Genomic DNA, 17,112 nt, shown 5'->3' with positions numbered 1-17,112 from the left:
ACCTACCATTCGATGGTCGCAATGGCTTGCGGATGATCGTTGTGCTGGATCGAAGCGATTTGTTCATCATGGATGTGGATCACCTGGTCAGCAATGGGAGCGATGGCGGCGTTGTGGGTCACGATGATCACGGTCGACCCATGCTTCCGGCTCATGTCCTGCAAGATCTGCAATACCTGCTTGCCGGTCTGGTAATCCAATGCGCCGGTGGGTTCGTCGCACAACAGAATTTGCGGCTTCTTGGCAATTGCCCGGGCGATCGCGGCCCGCTGCTGCTCACCACCGGAAAGCTGTGCCGGGAAATTATCCATGCGCTGGCCGAGGCCAACCGACTGCAGAGCTTGGGCAGCGTCCATCGCATCAGGGACAATCTCCGCCGCCAGTTCAACGTTTTCCTTTGCGGTTAGGTTAGGCACTAGGTTGTAGAACTGAAAGACGAAGCCAACATCATGACGCCGGTAAGCGGTGAGTTGCCGTGGACTGTATTGAGAAATGTTATTACCATTGATGATCACATCACCGCTGCTGCAGGAATCCATGCCACCCAGAATGTTGAGCAGGGTTGATTTGCCGGCACCGGATGACCCCAAGACGATCACTAATTGCCCCTTGTCGACGGTGAAACTAATGTCCTTGTTCGCGTAAATGGTTGTGTCGCCGGTGATGTATTTTTTAGTGCAATTTTTGACTTCGATCAACGCCATGAAGCCCACCTCCTGGGTACGAGTAACACTGCTTATTGATTAAATAGTTGGACCAATTGTTCTGATAATTTCCGCGGTCCCCGAATGTATTGAATGCCATGATCCTTCAAGAAGTCGAAACTGAATTGTGTTGGCGAATAACGTTTAACCAAACTGAGTTTCATCGCTTGGTCCAAGTTAACCTGCTTACTGCGGTAATGATAGGGGATGTTGACCTGGACGGCACGGCACTGAAAGATGACCGCTTTGACCGGATTGGTGACGTAAATGAAAACAGGATCGCCAACCCGGATTTTGGTGGACTGCTTCCAGAGCAATAGTTCGTGCGGATCACTGAACGCATGCATAATGTCGTAATAATGCGGGTTAGCAGGAATTAGCCAGGCATGCGGCTGACATAGAATGGCGCGGCTCTGTTCGATTAGGGTCATGATCTGCTGGTCATCTTGGGTGTCGTCCAGAGTGACACAAATCCAGCTATCTTTGTTCATATGGTAGGCGGGATAAAAGCCAGGTCGTTTCAACAGGGCCTTGCGCTGCTTAATGTCAATGCGGAATTCAATGATCTCAACTTTCTCATCCGCTGATCGATAGTTTTGATCAAGCCGTTGTCGCGGAATATTCATGACCAGACCGTACCACTTTTGCGAAATCGGTTCACGAAAGGCAGCGTAATCAGGGAGGCGCTTAAAAACGAATTCTGGCTGTTCATGGAAACGTTGGTGAATCAACCGTGCCAGCCGGTTTGCCTGGTCGCTATGAAACGGCTGCGTGATAAAGCATTCTTTTGCAACCTGCTTCAACAAATCTTCGTAAGCTGTTTTGACTTGAGAAGCGTATGGGCCCGGATGACTAGCGCGCAGTGGCAGGTAAGCTTCGCCGCTATTCAGGTCAATCACCTGGCCAGTGACTTGACCAGCAGCATCAACCTGCAGTTGGGCTTCAAACTGGTCTTTGAAAAACTTTTGCTGCCAGACGTAACGGTTATTTACGCGCCGAAAACCGAACGCGGTTAGTTTCTTTTTATCCGCGCGTTGGCGTTGAAAAACTTTTTCTTCAATTTGCATGATCAGGCCCTCTTAATAAAAATCGCGAATTATTATTCCTTTAATTATTTTAACTGATCTGCTCACAAGACTAAACTTAAAAGGCGTTATCATTGCGGTTCAAAGACAGGGGCCGGATAAGTCGCTGGTCTAATTTGACTTATCGAATATGGATGCTTAACGGATGTTCTATAATAGTCATTGTAGTTTTAGAAAGAAGGGATTTTTGTGGCAGATAGAACAACATTAACTGACGAAATGATCAAACGCTACCACGATAATTTTGTTTCACGTGGAACGGCTAAGGTAATTGAACGGGCAGTAAGGAAAAACGGGATCAAGAAGACAAGTGAAGATCCTGAAGTCAGCCAACGCCTGCACCGGGTATTTTCTGATGAAATTAAAACGGGCAAAGTAACGAACCAAAAGCACAGCGGCCGTTGTTGGTCATTTGCAACGTTGAACACCTTGCGTCACGCATTCGCCAGCAAGTACAAGGTAAAGGATTTCGAATTGTCACAAAATTACCTGTTCTTTTGGGACCGGATTGAACGGGCTAACCACTTCTTTGACGACATCATTGCGACTGCCGATCAACCACTGGATAGTCGTTTGATGGACTTTTACCTGCGCTTTGCCGAAGATGATGGTGGCCAGTGGGCTAACGCAGCCTCCATTATCGAAAAGTATGGGGTCGTGCCGCACTATGTCATGCCCGACACTTTCAACACTGAAGATACGACCGATGTTGCTGAAGTCATGACTTACATGATGAAGAAAGACGCATTGATCCTGCGGAAAATGGTCAATGACCACGCCAATGACAGCGACCTGCAGGCAACGCGTGATAAACTGATGAGCGATGTTTATCGGGTTGCCGCATATGCCTTTGGCGAACCGCCGACGAAGTTTGACCTGGAATACCGGGATGATGATCACAAGTATCACCGGGAAGCAGGGTTGACTCCACTTGACTTTTACCATAAATATTTTGATATTGATTTGCATGACTACGTGGTTGTAACCAATGCGCCTGACCACAAGCTGAACCAAAATTACTCCATGCCATGGCAGAACAATGTTTATGGCGGCATTCCGATTCAGTTTGCCAACGTTGACTTTGATCTCTTAGAGCAGGCGGTGTTGGCACAACTCAAGGCCGGTGAAACAATTTGGGTTGGCAACGATGTTCTGCAACAAATGGATCGCAAGCGGGGTCTGATGGATGCGCACCTCTTCCATGAAGAAGAACTGCTGGGCGTTGACTTCACCATGGACAAGGCCGACCGGTTAGCCACGCACCAAGGCGAATGTACCCATGCGATGACGTTGACGGGGGTTAACCTGGTTGACGGACAGCCGGACCGCTGGAAGATTGAAAACTCGTGGGGTGATAAGAACGGTGACAAGGGCTACTTCGTCATGAGCGAAGAATGGTTCAGAGAATACACCTATGAAGCCGTTATTAACCGCCGCTACCTGCCAGAAGCCGTTAAGAAAGTGGCCGATCAAAAGCCAATTGAACTCAAGGCTTGGGATTCGCTGCAATAAATTCTTGGTTGACGAAATATTGACCAAGGTATATATTTAACACAATCATTTATGCGAGGAGAAAATCAATGACACAACAAATGCAAAACTTAAGAGGTTGGCAAAGCCGGCGGTAGGTTGTACTAGCAACAGGTACAACCTGAGATTCAGATTGTATCTGTGCCGGCGAATTTGTTGTGCTTGAGCCCGCACGGATCCACGTGCGGGCTTTTTTCGTGAAAAAGCGGGAGCCCATGCGTGGACTCCCGTTTTTTAATGAAAGGTGGCAGTGAATGTGAAACGAATGTATACCCTAATCGCGTTCCTCTGTGTCTTCCTGGGATTTGCATACTTCAAGGAAGGACAGGGAACGTTGAAGCAGAGTAAACCACGGATCGGTGTGTTGACCCTGATGCACCATCCAGCCTTGGATCAGATTTACCGAGGCTTCGTCCATGAGTTGGCCAAGGAAGGCTACCATGATGGTAAAAACATTGAGATCGAATACGAAAATGCCAACGGTGACCAAAGTAACTTGAAGACCATGGCTACGAAACTGGTGAATGACCGTTCGACAGTTTTGTTTGGGATTACGACCCCAGCCGCTCAGGCATTGGCCAATGCGGACAGTCACACACCCCTGGTTTTGGGAGCGGTGACTGATCCCCAAGGGGCGCGCCTAGTCAAGAATAACCGGCATCCAGGTGGGAACATTACTGGTGTTTCCGACCAGGCGCCGGTGGCTGAACAATTAAAGTTGATCCAGCAATTCATGCCGCACCTGCAGACGTTAGGGGTGATTTACACGTCTAGCGATAGCTCAGCGGTTGCGGGTTACCACCAGATCAAGCAGGAGTGTAAAAAGAAGGGCATTAAGCTAAAGGCATATTCAATTGCCAACAGTAACGACTTAAACCAAGTTTCACAGCAGATGCTGAGTGAGGTTGACGCCGTGATTGTACCTACCGATAACACAATTGCCGGTGCCATGCAGACATTGGTTAAGAATGCTGACGCCGCTCAGAAACCGGTCTTTCCGGCGGCGGATTCGATGGTTAAGCAAGGTGGGGTGGCCACCTACAGCGTTAACCAGTATGAATTAGGTGTCCGCAGCGCCAAGATGACGGTGGCAATCTTGAAGGGTAAGAAGCCAGCCAACATGGCAATCGAATACGTTCGTCATGGCGAACCGGTCTTAAACCTGAAGCAAGCGCAGAAGTTGCACTTGCAGGTGCCAAAACATTTCCAACAAGAAGCTGAACAGGAAGGGGAGGTCTTCAAATGAATCTAATCGTTTCCGCAATCGGCCAAGGTCTATTATGGGCCTTACTGGGTTTGGCATTATACCTAACCTTTAGAATTCTCGACTTCTGTGACATGACGGTTGAAGGGACTTTCCCGCTGGGGGCAGCGACGGCAGTGACTGCCATCAGTCATGGCATGAATCCGTACGTCGCAACCCTACTAGCCGTCTTAACGGGGATGGCTGCCGGCTTGATCACCGGCCTCTTGTACACGAAGGGCAAGATTCCCAGCTTATTGGCAGGGATCTTGACGATGACGGCGGCCTATTCCGTTAACTTGCGCATTATGGGCAAATCAAACATTTCACTGTTGGGCCAGCAAACCCTCTTCAGTTCACAATTTCTGAAGTCACTGCCCCAGTACTTCGACAGTGTTTTCGTGGGCTTCATCGCGGTGGCCATCATCACCCTATTGTTGGTTTTCTTCTTAGATACCGATTACGGGCAGGCATTTATTGTGACGGGTGATAACCTGACCATGGCTAAATCATTAGGCATTAAAACCGACACGATGATCATTGTCGGCTTAATGGTATCCAACGGCATGGTGGGCTTATGTGATGCCCTGATTGCCCAGAACAACGGCTATGCTGACATCAACATGGGGATTGGGACCATTGTTATCGCTTTGGCCTCCATCATCATTGGCGAGGTTGCCTTTGGCGAATTAACCTTGACCCAACGTTTGATGGCGGTTAGCCTAGGCAGCATCATCTATCGTTTGATTTTACTTGCCGTTTTGCAGCTTGGTTTCTCGGCCAACGACTTGAACCTGATTTCTTCAATCGTTTTGGCCCTTGCTATGATGGTGCCACGCTTGGACGGCCTGCTGAATGTTGCCCATCCGATCTTGAAGGGGGTTCGTACCCATGACTAAACCAATTTTGGAATTGAAGAATATTCAAACTGTTGTCAATCGTCATACCGCCAACGAAACTAAGATTTTGCGCGGCATCAATTTGACCATTCACACTGGTGATTTCATTACCGTGGTCGGAACAAATGGTGCTGGGAAGTCGACGCTGTTTAACGTCATTGCGGGTCATCTACCAGTCGACGCCGGCCAGATTTTTCACAACGGGGTCGATATTACCCATACCAGTGAAGAAGCCCGAACCAAGTTTTTGGCCCGTGTTTTCCAAGACCCTAAGCTGGGGACAGCACCACGGATGACGGTTGCAGAAAATATGCTGTTGGCGACCAAAAGAGGTGAACATCGGCCATTATTTCCCAGGAAATTAAAGTCACAAATTCCCCGGTTCACTAAATTGGCGGCCACAATGAATAATGGCTTGGAAAACCGGATGAACACCGCCACTGGAGCCCTCTCTGGTGGTCAGCGCCAGGCGTTGAGCTTTTTGATGGCAACGATCAAACGGCCCGACCTGTTATTGTTGGATGAACACACAGCGGCACTGGACCCGCACACGAGCCGCAACCTGCTCAAGGCAACCGATGAACGGATTAAGCAAGATCATTTGACCGCGTTGATGATTACCCACCACTTGGAGGACGCGCTGAAGTATGGTAACCGGCTCATTGCTTTGAAGAACGGGCAAATTATTGCCGACGTGAGCGGAGACCAGAAGGAGCAGCTGACCGTTAAAGACCTATACCGTTATTTTGAATAAGAAAACCCGTAACAGTCATGACTGTTACGGGTTTATTTTTGTTAAAGATTAATGATTACAGGTTCGGGTCCATCTTGAAGGTCAGGTTGGATAATTCACAACCATCGGTCAGCAGCTTGAAGATCAGTTCACGGGTCTTCTGGTTGCAGTGTTCAGCGATTTCATGGTTGGCTTGCGTTAACAGGTTAACTATGTCATCGCCAGACTTTTGGGTAACCTGAATGTCCACGTCATGAATCTTGCGCCGGGTCCAGGAGTCTAATTCCTTTTGGTAATCCTGGTCAGCTTCGATGAAGTCTTGGTAGTGACCTTCGACAACTTCAGCCAGTGCTTCATAGAGCCAGAATGCGTGATCCAGGTCCATCTTGGCCGGAACTTCACTGTATGATTTGTCGGTGTCGTTGGCATTAGCAAAGAATGGAACGTATGGTGAGAAGCTTGGTACACCAAATTCTACCCATTGAACAGCCTGGCTGCCGGTGTCGTGTGGACGTACCTGCAGGATGTGTGATTGTGCGGTCCGGGACAGTGAGATTGCACGGTAACGACGCTTGTCATCCTCGCTGCCTTCACCCAGTGGGTCGTACTTGGTTTCGTTGTAGTGTGACCGCAATACGTATTCAATGTCTTCGATGGACAGCTTGCGTTCAGCCTTGCGAATAAACGGCATATCCTGAGATTCAGGGGTTTGACCGGCGCTGGCAATTGGGCTGAAGTAGCGCTGGGCGAACCAAACCCGTGGCGTGTTGTAGTGGTGGTCCTTCTTGGTGTTAGTACCAAAGATGTGACGGAAGTTCCATTGGTCGTTGTCAGGATTCAGGTCGTGTGCCGTGACGAAATCTCTGATCCCTTCTGACCACATGTAGTTGTCTGGGTCGTTAAAGTCAATTTTTTCAATGGCAATTTGGTTAGCCGCAACCGCATAGCAGTCATCTGGAATTCGTACCGCAACCCACTGGTGACCAGTAGCGATTTCCATGTACCAGATTTCGTTTTGGTCAACGAATTGCACACCGTTACCTTCAGCTGAACCATAGGTGGCAACCAACTGGCCCAAGTACTGGACACCTTCACGAGCGGAGTGGATGTATGGCAGTACCAGGGTGGTCATGGAGTCTTCAGCCAGACCGTTTTTGACAAATGGGTCGTAAGCCAAGACACGGGCGTTAGCGTAAACACTTTCGGTGGCACTTTCACCAACGTTGGCGGAGTTAAACCCATCTTCTTCGTTGGGACCAGTAGTTTGGTCAACGTGTGGAGTTGAGGTGTAACGCATGCCGTCTGCTGGCAGCGGCACAGTCAAGTGGTTATAAGCAGAAACATAGGTCTCCTGACGGCCGGAAACAGCAGGCTGGACAATGAAACGCTTAGGTTCAATGGCCTTCACCCGGTCTTCGTTACGTGAAATATAATTGGATCCATCAATGGAAGCCTTTTTACCAACCATGATGGAAGTACAAGCGGAATTTCTAAAAGTCATATTAACAACTCCTTTAATGACTAGGTAGCAGCTGACATTCCTAACCTTATTGTACAACAAATGCTTGCTATAATAGCAAAAACGACACAAATTCAATAATTGTTGTTATTTTTAGGCAGTTTTAACGGTAAAATAGGAAGAAATGACGAAAAGGAAGCAACGGATATGGCGCATAAAAAATTGGTAGTCGTCTCATTGGACGCAATGGGATTTGATGACATGAATGAATGGGTTGATCAGACGCCGCATTTGAAGTATTTGCGCGATCACGGCAGCTGGGTCAAGCATGTGCAGGGGATCTTCCCAACTTTGACTTACCCGTCCCACACGTCAATCATCACCGGTCAATACCCGGCCGTCCATGGCATTGTCAACAACACCAAGCTCCAGCCCAATCGTTTGTCGCCCGACTGGTATTGGTACCGCAAGGATGTTCAGGCCACACCGCTTTACGACATCGCACACGACCACCACATGACCACGGCAGCTTTTCTGTGGCCGGTCACTGCCAGCAGCAAGATTGACTACAACCTGGCCGAAATCTTTCCCAACCGGATCTGGACCAACCAGGTCATGGTGTCGTTGAAAGCCAGTTCACCGTGGTTCTTGTTGAAGATGAACCATCGTTACGGCCATTTGCGACACGGGATCAAGCAACCATGGCTAGATGACTTCATTACAGCCTGTGCGGTGGACACTCTGCAGCATGAGCAACCCGATCTGACCCTCATCCACCTGGTTGATATGGATAGCATGCGTCACCGTTACGGAGTCCGCTCAAAAGAAGCACGCGCAGCCTTCAAGCGTCATGATGGGCGAGTTGCTCAAATCATCCAGGCAACTAAAGATGCGGGCACCTTTGACAATACTAATTTCGTTTTCTTAGGCGACCACTACCAAAAGAATGTCGACCGGATGATTCATTTGAACATGCTGTTTGCAAGGGAAGGCTGGCTGCAACCGATCCCTAGCAAAACGACCTACCGGAAGAACTGGCAGGTTACCGCAAAGACTTGTGATGGTGAAACCTATATCTATACGCGCGGCAACGTTGATTTAGGGCGCCTGAAAGCAATGATCGCGGGTGTTGAAGGGGTCCAGCAGATCTATGATGGTGCGCAAGCCGTTAAACTAGGGGCGGACCCGAAGTGCAGTTTTCTGGTAGAGGCTAAGCCGGGTTATTACTTTACCGATGAAGTTAACCGGCCAGCGGTAGTCGAAAAAGTTGATCCGCAATCGCTGGGGACTCATGACCGTTATCATGGCGTTCACGGCTATGGGCCAACGCAGCCGGATTATTACACGACGGCAGTATTCTTCGGCCCAGATATCCAATCGGGCACCCAAGTTGAATCTGCCCATCTGGTGGATGAAGGGCCAACTTTTGCGCGTCTGTTGAATCTGCATTATCCGCACCCGACTGCTGGTCAGGCAATCGAAGAAGTATTGAAGTGAGGTTGAAAGTGAAGTTTAGTAAACAACAATGGGCTTGGATTTTCTATGATTGGGCGAACTCTGGCTACGGAATTTTGGTGGTCACCGCCGTTTTGCCGGTTTATTTCAAAGCAGTTGCGCAGTCTGCCGGGGTGTCTGCAGCTGACTCGACCGCGTTTTGGGGCTATGCCAACAGTGTGGGAACCTTAATTGTGTCCTTATTGGCGCCATTATTAGGCACACTGGCCGATTATCCGCACACGAAACGCCGGTGGTTGAACTGTTTCACCTGGACCGGGATTCTGTTGACCCTGGGTTTGGCCTTCGTGCCGGCGAGTGGCTGGCCCTTGCTGTTAATTCTGTACGTACTAACCAATATTGGCTATTCGGGCGGGAACCTGTTTTATGACAGCTTCCTGACGGATGTGGCGACCAACGAAGAGATGGACCGCGTGTCAACCACGGGTTATTCAATGGGCTACTTAGGCGGTGTATTAGCATTCATGATTTTCCTGGCGGCTGAATTGACTCATGGCTTTAATGGCTGGCTGAGCTCAGTTGGCATTGCGAAATTCAGCTTTGTCTTGTCCGCAATTTGGTGGATTATCTTCGGCCTGCCGTTGCTTTTACATGGAAAACAGGTCTTTAGCGTTTCGGCCACTCGTCAACCGCTGAAGGATGGGTTCATTCGCCTGGGTAAAACAATCAGGCACGTTGCTCAATACCGGGAGATCACCTGGTTTTTGGTGGCTTACTTCTTCTATATCGATGGCGTTGATACCATCTTTACAATGGCGACCTCAATCGGCAAGGACATGGGTATCAACACGACCAGTCTGATGCTGGTGCTGCTAGTCGTGCAACTGATTGCCGTGCCGTTCTCCCTACTGTACGGCTGGCTAGCGGACAAGATCAGCACGCGCCGGGCCTTGTTGGTCGGAATCGTGGTCTACCTGTTCATCTGCCTGTACGCCTTCAAGTTGAAGACTCAGTTTGACTTCTGGTTATTAGCCATCCTGATTGGCACCAGCCAGGGCGGTATTCAGGCACTGAGCCGGTCATACTTTGGCCGCTTGATCCCCAAAGATAACAGCAATGAATTCTTTGGTTTTTACAATATTTTGGGGAAGTTCTCAGCCATTATCGGTCCGGTCTTAGTTGGTGTGGTTACGCAATGGACGGGCCAGTCGACTTTGGGTGCTGGGTCATTAAGTATCTTGTTTGCAATCGGCCTAATCCTCTTTTGGCAGGTCTCTAAGCCACGACAACGCCGTTAATGCTGAAATTATACTGATAACTAAAAACAACCTCCTAAAACGATTTTTTCGCCTTTAGGAGGTTATTTTTTATTCGACTTTCGTTTTAGAAGTCAACGTCGTCAGGAACACGGCATTGACCGCCTAAGTTAGGCAATGCACTGATCTTTTGCATATCTTCATCGCTGATTTCAAAGTCGAAGATATCGGTGTTTTGCTTCATCCGGTCGGCGTGAACGGACTTTGGAAGTGGCAATACACCTTGCTGCAAGATCCAGCGCAGGCTTAATTGGGCAGTAGACTTGCCATACTTCTTGGCTAATTCAACCATTGTTGGGTTGGTCATTACGGAAGCACCCTGGCCGCCCAGTGGACCCCAGGCTTCAACCAGAACATTGTGTGCCTGCAGGAACTTGATCTCTTCAGCGTGCGTCCAGCCAGGGTGGACTTCGATTTGGTCAACGGCTGGTGCAACAGTGGCCGTCTTCATCAATTCCTGATAGTGGTTCGGCATGAAGTTGGACAGGCCAATGGCACGCAGCTTGCCTTCGTGGTAGGCGTCTTCCATTGCCCGCCAGGTTTCGGCGTTGATTTCGGCTGCCTTGTCACCGAATTGCTTGCGGTTAGCTGGCCAGTGAATTAAGTACAGGTCCAAGTAATCCATCTGCAAACGCTGCAGGGTAGCATCCAAGGCCTTTTTGGTTGATTCATAACCACGGTCAGTGTTCCACAGTTTGCTGGTGACGAAGAGGCGGTGACGGTCAATGCCTGAGTCCTTGATCCCTTTACCGACTCCTTCTTCATTGCCGTACACAGCCGCCGTATCAATAAGACGGTAGCCAACGTTGATCGCATCCTCGACGGCTTTTTCGGCAACATCATTAGGCGTTCTAAATGTACCGTAGCCGACGCAAGGAATGGTAACGCCGTTGTTCAGCTTTAACAGCGAATTAATGTTCTTCAATTCAACCATGATAAACCTCCTTAAAAGAGACAAACCAACATTTACTTATAATAAGTAACCATCTAGATCTTACCTGCTTTGCGGATGATTGGCAAATAAATCACATTCTGCAAACGTTTGGCAATTTTTAGTAAACTAAGGGTACAAAAAAACCGTTAGTGGATAGTGGGAGTTATCACTAACGGTTTTGATTTGGTTGACTAGCCCAGCATTAACTGGACCGGGCAAGTCTTATGGCGTTTATGTTTCATGTGAAACAATTCTAGTCTTTGCGTGAGTAAGTTGCGATGTCGTGCAGGATTTCGTCCATGAAGTCTTGCTTGCTCATGCTGTTTTGATCCTGTTCACCATACTTACGAACGGAAACAGAATTGTTCTTCATTTCGTCGTCACCAACAACCAGGGTGTATGGAACCTTCTGCGTTTGTGCTTCACGAATCTTGTAGCCCATCTTTTCGTTACGGTGGTCAACAACAACCCGAATCTTAGCGGCCTTCATTTCCTTAGCTAATTGGTCAGCGTATGCACCATGCTTGTCATCGGAAACAGGGATGATGTGAACTTGTTCAGGAGCTAACCAGGTAGGGAAGGCACCCTTGTAGATTTCAGTCAGGTAAGCAACGAACCGTTCCATGGTACCAACAACACCACGGTGAATCATAACTGGCATGTGTTCCTTGCCATCCTTGCCCATGTAAGTCAAGCCGAAGCGGTCTGGCAGCATGAAGTCAAGTTGGATGGTGGACATGGTTTCGTCATTGCCCAGGGCCGTCTTGGTTTGGATATCCAGCTTTGGACCATAGAAGGCAGCTTCACCTTCAGCTTCGTAGTAGTCCAGGTGCAGGTCATCCATGGCAGCCTTCAGCAGCTTTTGGGACTTTTCCCACATCTCATCGTTGGCGTAGTACTTCTTGGTGTTCTTAGGGTCACGCAAGGAAAGACGGAAGCTGTAGTCAGTAATGTCAAAGTCCTTGTAAACGCTCATGATCAGCTTCAGGATCTTAGCGAATTCGTCACGAATCTGATCCAAGGCAACGAAGGTGTGGCCGTCGTTCAGGGTCATTTCACGAACACGTTGCAGACCAGACAGGGCACCAGATTTTTCGTAACGGTGCATCATACCTAATTCGGCGATCCGCAGTGGCAGGTCACGGTAAGAACGAATGTGGTGCTTGTAAATCTGAATATGGCTTGGGCAGTTCATTGGCCGCAGTTCAAGCATTTCACCATCGCCCATGTCCATTGGTGGGAACATGTCGTCCCGGTAGTGAGCCCAGTGACCAGAAGTCTTGTAGGCATCAACGTTCATCAGAACAGGGGTGTAAACGTGTTCGTAACCATCGGCAACTTCACGGTCGATGATGTAACGTTCAATCGTCCGCCGAATAGTAGCACCCTTAGGCATCCAGTAAGGCAGGCCGGCACCAACCTTAGGATCAACAAAGAAGAGATCCAGTTGGTTACCGATAACACGGTGGTCACGTTCACGAGCTTCTTGACGCTTCTTCAGATCTTCGTCCAGGTCAGCCTTCTTGTAGAAGACGGTCCCGTAAATCCGTTGCAGCATTGGGTTGGAGGACATACCCTTCCAGTAAGCACCGGCAACTGACAAAAGCTTGAAGTTCTTAACGGCGTCAGTGTAAACCAGGATTGGGGCCTTAGCGATAACGGCTACGTCACCCAGCTTATACAGGGCAACCTTGCCATCCTTAGCGTTTTCCTTCAGCAGTTCGCTGGAGAATTGGTCCTTTTCAACACCCTTTAAAGCGTCGTCCAAGGCAACTTCAGCAAATTCAACCTTGTCGTCTTCCTTAGCCAGCTTCTTCAGATCATCTTCCAATGCTGGTAATTCGTCGGCAGATACCTGTTGATCATCCTTGTCGGAGTCAACCCAGAAACGATCATCTTCGGCAATGGCATCCCCAAAACGGATCCCATCATACTTGTGTACCAAAGCAGCCTTCAGCATTAAAGCAGCGACTTGCCGCAATGCGTTCAAGCTATCTTCTGAATCGCGATCAATTTTCTTTACTTCACCATTTGGTGACATTACTGCAACTTGAGCCATAAGAATCTCTCCCTTATAAAAAATAAAAACGTCCCTAGTACCGACTAAACGATACCAGGGACGTTGGTTAACAAACTCAGCGTGGTTCCACCCAGATTCAGGGCCACTTGTGGTCCTCTCTATGGTGTGGTAACGGGCACGACCCGCTCCTCCTTATTTCGGAGGGAAATAATAAAGGTGGTACTCTGAAGATCCTTGCTAATGGCACTTCCATTAAAATGTGTCACTCTCTGTTAGTAGGAATGATCAGGCATATCCTTTAATTACTTTGGATTATATCATCGTGGTTAACGGTGTCAAGCAGAAAAATTAAAAAATCCTAATTTAATTTCTAGTGGTCAATTTTACTTTGTTGTTTGTCCACCACCAGTAGACTTTGGAGCTGGCTGTGACCCTTGTGATGGATTTGGCTGTGGGGCAGGATGGCTGTTACCACCGTTGCTTGGACTTGATTGACTATTGTTATTGCTATTTGAATTACCATTGCTTTGATTCTGAGTGCTATTGCCATTGTTATCAGAACGCGAAGCAGGAACTTGGTAAGTGGCCTGATTTTCATTGTCGCCATAGTCATCATCGTCGGAATCTGATGAGTGACTGCGCTTATGCTTGCGTGAGTGGTGGCTGCTGGATGATGATGAGACGGATGTGTCGGTGCTGTCAGTGTTGACAGGGTGCTGTTGCTTAACCGCAAAGACGATGATCATCACGACCAGGACACCTAAAAGGGCAAACAGGATGGTCTTGTACAGCTTCCCATTGTGCCGGCCATTGAAGAACCGGCTAAAGAAACCGCGGTGGCTTTTTTGTGGCCGGTCAACGATTTGCCGACGACGGCTGTGGACTGGTTCAAATTGCTCGTCTTCTAAGGGCGTGTTTGAACGATGAGCCCGCTTCTTAGAGAAGAAGGAGCGTTTCTGACTTTTAGGGGAATCATATAATTCAACCCGGCTGAGTCGCTTTTTTTCGTTTTTATCTTTGTTATCCAAATTGATCACCTCAACTAGGTAATTAGCTTTATCTCGTGTATTATACCATTCTACTAAAAGCATACCCAAGAAAGCATTAATAATGCATAAAACCCCTAGTTTTCGCGAATTGCGATTGCTAGGGGTTTTAACGAATTAAAATAACAGATTAAAGCTTGCCAACCAGGTCAGCACCAGGCTTTAAGCTATCGTCACCAGGGTGCCAGTTGACAGGGCAAACGCGGTCGCCGTGTTCACGAACGAATTGGGCAGCTTCCAATGTCCGCAAGATTTCTTCGGGGTTACGGCCGATGCCCATGTTGTTGATCGTTTCAGATTGAATAACACCATCTGGGTCAATGATGAAGGCACCACGCAATGCTTGGCCAGCGCTTTCATCTAAGACGCCAAACATCCGTGCCAGCTTGCCAGCTGGGTCGGCCAGCATTGGGTATTCAATCTTGCCAATCTTTGGTGAAGCGGCTGCCCATGCTTGGTGAACAAATTCAGTATCTTCAGAAACGGAATAGATTTCCGCATTTGCAGCCTTAAACTTGTCGTGTAAAGATTGTAATGCTTCTAATTCAGTTGGGCAGACAAAAGAGAAGTCAGCAGGGTAGAAGAAGACGATGCTCCACTTGCCTAACAGGCTCTGTTTGGTAATATCCTTGTATTCTCCTTGTTGGTAAGCAGTGACTTTGAAGTCATCAATAGTATGACCGATTAAACTCATTAATGCTTCCTCCTTGGTTTAGAATAATTCTTAACTACGCTTAAAGCATAGTCCTTTAGTGACTGAACGTCAATCCTTTGTAGCAATAATTTGTAGATAATTTACAGACAAAAAAAGATCCTGACATCCATTTTCGTGGAATGTCAGGATCAAATTGATTTAGGAATATGAGTAGGATGTATTTATTGGAATTACTTTTGGTTTTCAGCGGCTTCCTTAGCGGCTTCAGCAGCCTCGTCAACGCCACCCTTTTCCCAAGAGTGCTTGTGGTGTTCAGCAGCCATCCGCCGGTCACCACGAACGATTTCGTAACAAGTCCAGGCCAAAAGCACCAGAATAACGATGATGGTCAACCATGCCAGGAAGTCAGACGTACCCTTCTTCCAGAGCCCGAAGCCTTCATAGGTTGCAGGCAGGTTGTACAAGTTCAAGAAGGTTAAACCGATAACTGAAATCCAGCCACAGACCTTAACCCAAGCAGAGTTCTTAAATTCACCCATTTCTGCTTCACTGTTAGTCATTAACAGCAGTGGCAGCATGGAGAATGGCAGAGCGAAGGCCAAGAATACTTGTGAGTTTTCCATTAACATGTTCAAAGCGGTGTGTTGTTGGATAACCGTTTCACGACCAGTCATGGCAACACACATCAGAACAGGGATAACAGAAATCAAACGGGTAACCAGACGACGTGCCCACAGAGGCATCTTCATGTGAACGAAACCTTCCATGATAACTTGACCAGTCAAGGTACCAGTAATGGTTGAGTTTTGACCGGAAGCTAACAGGGCAATGGCAAATAACGTTGACAGAGCACCTGATTTAGCAACGGCAATTAAGAGCGGGTTGCTTAACATTGACGTGTTGTTCAAAGCGTCGTACAAACCGAAGAAGGAAGAGTCCTTAACGGCACCGTACTTGAACACAGCAACACCCATGATCAGCAGCAGGGCGTTAACGAAGAAGGCCAGGGTCAATTGAATGTTGGAGTCCCAAGCCGTGAAACGAACGGTTTGACGGATATCTTCAACCTTGCTGTGGTCTAGCTTACGCGTTTGTGAAATTGCTGAGTGCAGGTACAAGTTGTGGGGCATAACCGTGGCACCAATGATCCCAAGAGAACCACTCAGTGGGGAAATACCACCAACCACTGGAGATTGCGCAATGGCCTTCTGGGTTGGTACTAAGCCCAAGAAGACGCCGCCCCAGTTTGGATGTGACAATGCAACCTGATATGCAAAGACGAACAGGATAACACAGATCAAAGCAGCAACAATTGCTTCGATTTTACGGAACCCAATCTTCGTCAGTAACAGAAGTACTAAGACGTCTAGTACAGTGATAAATACGGATGGAACCAACGGGATGTGGAACAAAAGGTTCAAAGCAATTGCGGCACCAATAACTTCGGCAATATCAGTAGCCATGATCGCAAATTCAGTCATGATCCACAGAATAATGCCTAACGCCTTCCCTGTACGCGCACGAATGGCTTGTGCTAAGTCCATTTGGCTTACGATCCCAAGTTTGGCAGCCATGTATTGCAGTAACATCGCAATCAAACTTGAAATCAGGATGGTCGTCATTAAAGTGTATTGGAAGCTTTGACCACCAGTAATTGAAGTCGACCAGTTACCAGGGTCCATATAACCAACGGCAACTAATGCACCAGGGCCTGAGTATGCGAATAAAGTACGAAAGAAGCCCTTTCCATGCGGAACCTCAACAGTTCCGTTAATTTCCTCCAGAGACTTTCCGTTGGCATATTGAATTAATCCATGCCGACGGTGTTGATTTTTTGTGTCAGCCACGCCAAATCCTCCCTTTCTGCGTGTCTTTTGAAGGTTTGCCATTAAATATTATCTTAACGGAAGACCATTGTTAGGTTAGCATAAAAAATAAATCGCCGCAATAGAAATACCGAACTATCGGCTTTTTTGCTGGGTCATTTTATTAATATTGGCTCATTTTCCGAATTTTTGGTGGGGCTTTCATTG

General features: G+C 48.0%; 14 protein-coding genes. 6 read left to right on the top strand and 8 right to left on the bottom strand.

Going from position 1 to position 17,112, the window contains the following annotated elements; all coding sequences use genetic code 11:
* Positions 1-2: 2 nt before the first annotated feature.
* A complete protein-coding gene (locus IV45_RS07165; RefSeq protein ID WP_057742105.1) occupies positions 3-704 on the bottom strand; it encodes an ABC transporter ATP-binding protein in 702 nt (233 codons plus the stop codon).
* 32 nt (positions 705-736) lie between these two features.
* Positions 737-1,771, bottom strand: a complete 1,035-nt coding sequence (locus IV45_RS07160) for an MmcQ/YjbR family DNA-binding protein (protein WP_057742102.1) — start codon at positions 1,769-1,771, stop codon at positions 737-739.
* A 207-nt stretch (positions 1,772-1,978) separates the two neighbouring features.
* Here IV45_RS07160 and IV45_RS07155 point away from each other — a divergent pair, with 207 nt between their 5' ends.
* From IV45_RS07155 to IV45_RS07140, 4 genes are all read left to right on the top strand, one after another.
* Positions 1,979-3,301, top strand: a complete 1,323-nt coding sequence (locus tag IV45_RS07155) for a C1 family peptidase (RefSeq protein WP_420806392.1) — start codon at positions 1,979-1,981, stop codon at positions 3,299-3,301.
* Between the two features lie 274 nt (positions 3,302-3,575).
* Positions 3,576-4,565: a tryptophan ABC transporter substrate-binding protein gene (gene trpX / locus IV45_RS07150; RefSeq protein WP_057742099.1), complete on the top strand. Its 990-nt coding sequence runs from the start codon at positions 3,576-3,578 to the stop codon at positions 4,563-4,565.
* The gene (locus IV45_RS07145; protein WP_057742096.1) at positions 4,562-5,461 is read left to right on the top strand and encodes an ABC transporter permease; all 900 of its coding nucleotides are present in this window, start codon (positions 4,562-4,564) and stop codon (positions 5,459-5,461) included. Before trpX ends, IV45_RS07145 begins: the two co-directional genes overlap by 4 nt.
* Positions 5,454-6,215, top strand: a complete 762-nt coding sequence (locus tag IV45_RS07140) for an ABC transporter ATP-binding protein (RefSeq protein ID WP_057742094.1) — start codon at positions 5,454-5,456, stop codon at positions 6,213-6,215. The genes IV45_RS07145 and IV45_RS07140 overlap by 8 nt, the downstream gene beginning before the upstream one ends.
* Before the next feature lie 55 nt (positions 6,216-6,270).
* Here the strand turns inward: IV45_RS07140 and IV45_RS07135 are convergent, their stop codons facing one another.
* A complete protein-coding gene (locus IV45_RS07135) occupies positions 6,271-7,695 on the bottom strand; it encodes a C69 family dipeptidase (protein ID WP_057742091.1) in 1,425 nt (474 codons plus the stop codon).
* A gap of 165 nt (positions 7,696-7,860) precedes the next feature.
* Here IV45_RS07135 and IV45_RS07130 point away from each other — a divergent pair, with 165 nt between their 5' ends.
* Together IV45_RS07130 and IV45_RS07125 are read left to right on the top strand one after the other, a co-directional pair.
* Positions 7,861-9,150 (top strand): alkaline phosphatase family protein, encoded by a 1,290-nt coding sequence (locus tag IV45_RS07130; RefSeq protein ID WP_057742088.1) that lies wholly within the window; start codon positions 7,861-7,863, stop codon positions 9,148-9,150.
* 8 nt (positions 9,151-9,158) lie between these two features.
* Positions 9,159-10,406, top strand: coding sequence for an MFS transporter (locus IV45_RS07125; protein ID WP_057742433.1), 1,248 nt, complete (start codon positions 9,159-9,161; stop codon positions 10,404-10,406).
* Positions 10,407-10,491: 85 nt separating this feature from the next.
* Here the strand turns inward: IV45_RS07125 and IV45_RS07120 are convergent, their stop codons facing one another.
* The 5 genes from IV45_RS07120 to IV45_RS07100 all read right to left on the bottom strand — a co-directional run bounded on the left by IV45_RS07120 (position 10,492) and on the right by IV45_RS07100 (position 16,926).
* Complete coding sequence (locus IV45_RS07120) at positions 10,492-11,358, bottom strand: aldo/keto reductase (protein ID WP_057742085.1); 867 nt, start codon at positions 11,356-11,358, stop codon at positions 10,492-10,494.
* 253 nt (positions 11,359-11,611) lie between these two features.
* Positions 11,612-13,417 carry a threonine--tRNA ligase gene (gene thrS / locus IV45_RS07115; protein ID WP_057742082.1) on the bottom strand — a complete coding sequence of 602 codons (1,806 nt, stop codon included), beginning with the start codon at positions 13,415-13,417 and terminating at the stop codon, positions 11,612-11,614.
* Positions 13,418-13,761: 344 nt separating this feature from the next.
* Positions 13,762-14,406, bottom strand: a complete 645-nt coding sequence (locus IV45_RS07110; RefSeq protein WP_057742080.1) for a hypothetical protein — start codon at positions 14,404-14,406, stop codon at positions 13,762-13,764.
* Positions 14,407-14,554: 148 nt separating this feature from the next.
* Positions 14,555-15,118, bottom strand: a complete 564-nt coding sequence (locus tag IV45_RS07105) for a peroxiredoxin (protein ID WP_057742077.1) — start codon at positions 15,116-15,118, stop codon at positions 14,555-14,557.
* A gap of 191 nt (positions 15,119-15,309) precedes the next feature.
* The gene (locus IV45_RS07100; RefSeq protein ID WP_057742076.1) at positions 15,310-16,926 is read right to left on the bottom strand and encodes an Nramp family divalent metal transporter; all 1,617 of its coding nucleotides are present in this window, start codon (positions 16,924-16,926) and stop codon (positions 15,310-15,312) included.
* Between the last annotated feature and the right edge of the window lie 186 nt (positions 16,927-17,112).

It is taken from the genome of Limosilactobacillus secaliphilus (genome assembly GCF_001437055.1).
Classification (GTDB): Bacteria; Bacillota; Bacilli; order Lactobacillales; family Lactobacillaceae; genus Limosilactobacillus; species Limosilactobacillus secaliphilus.
Note: the sequence above shows the minus strand (reverse complement) of the source record. Positions and strands in the feature narration are given on the sequence as shown.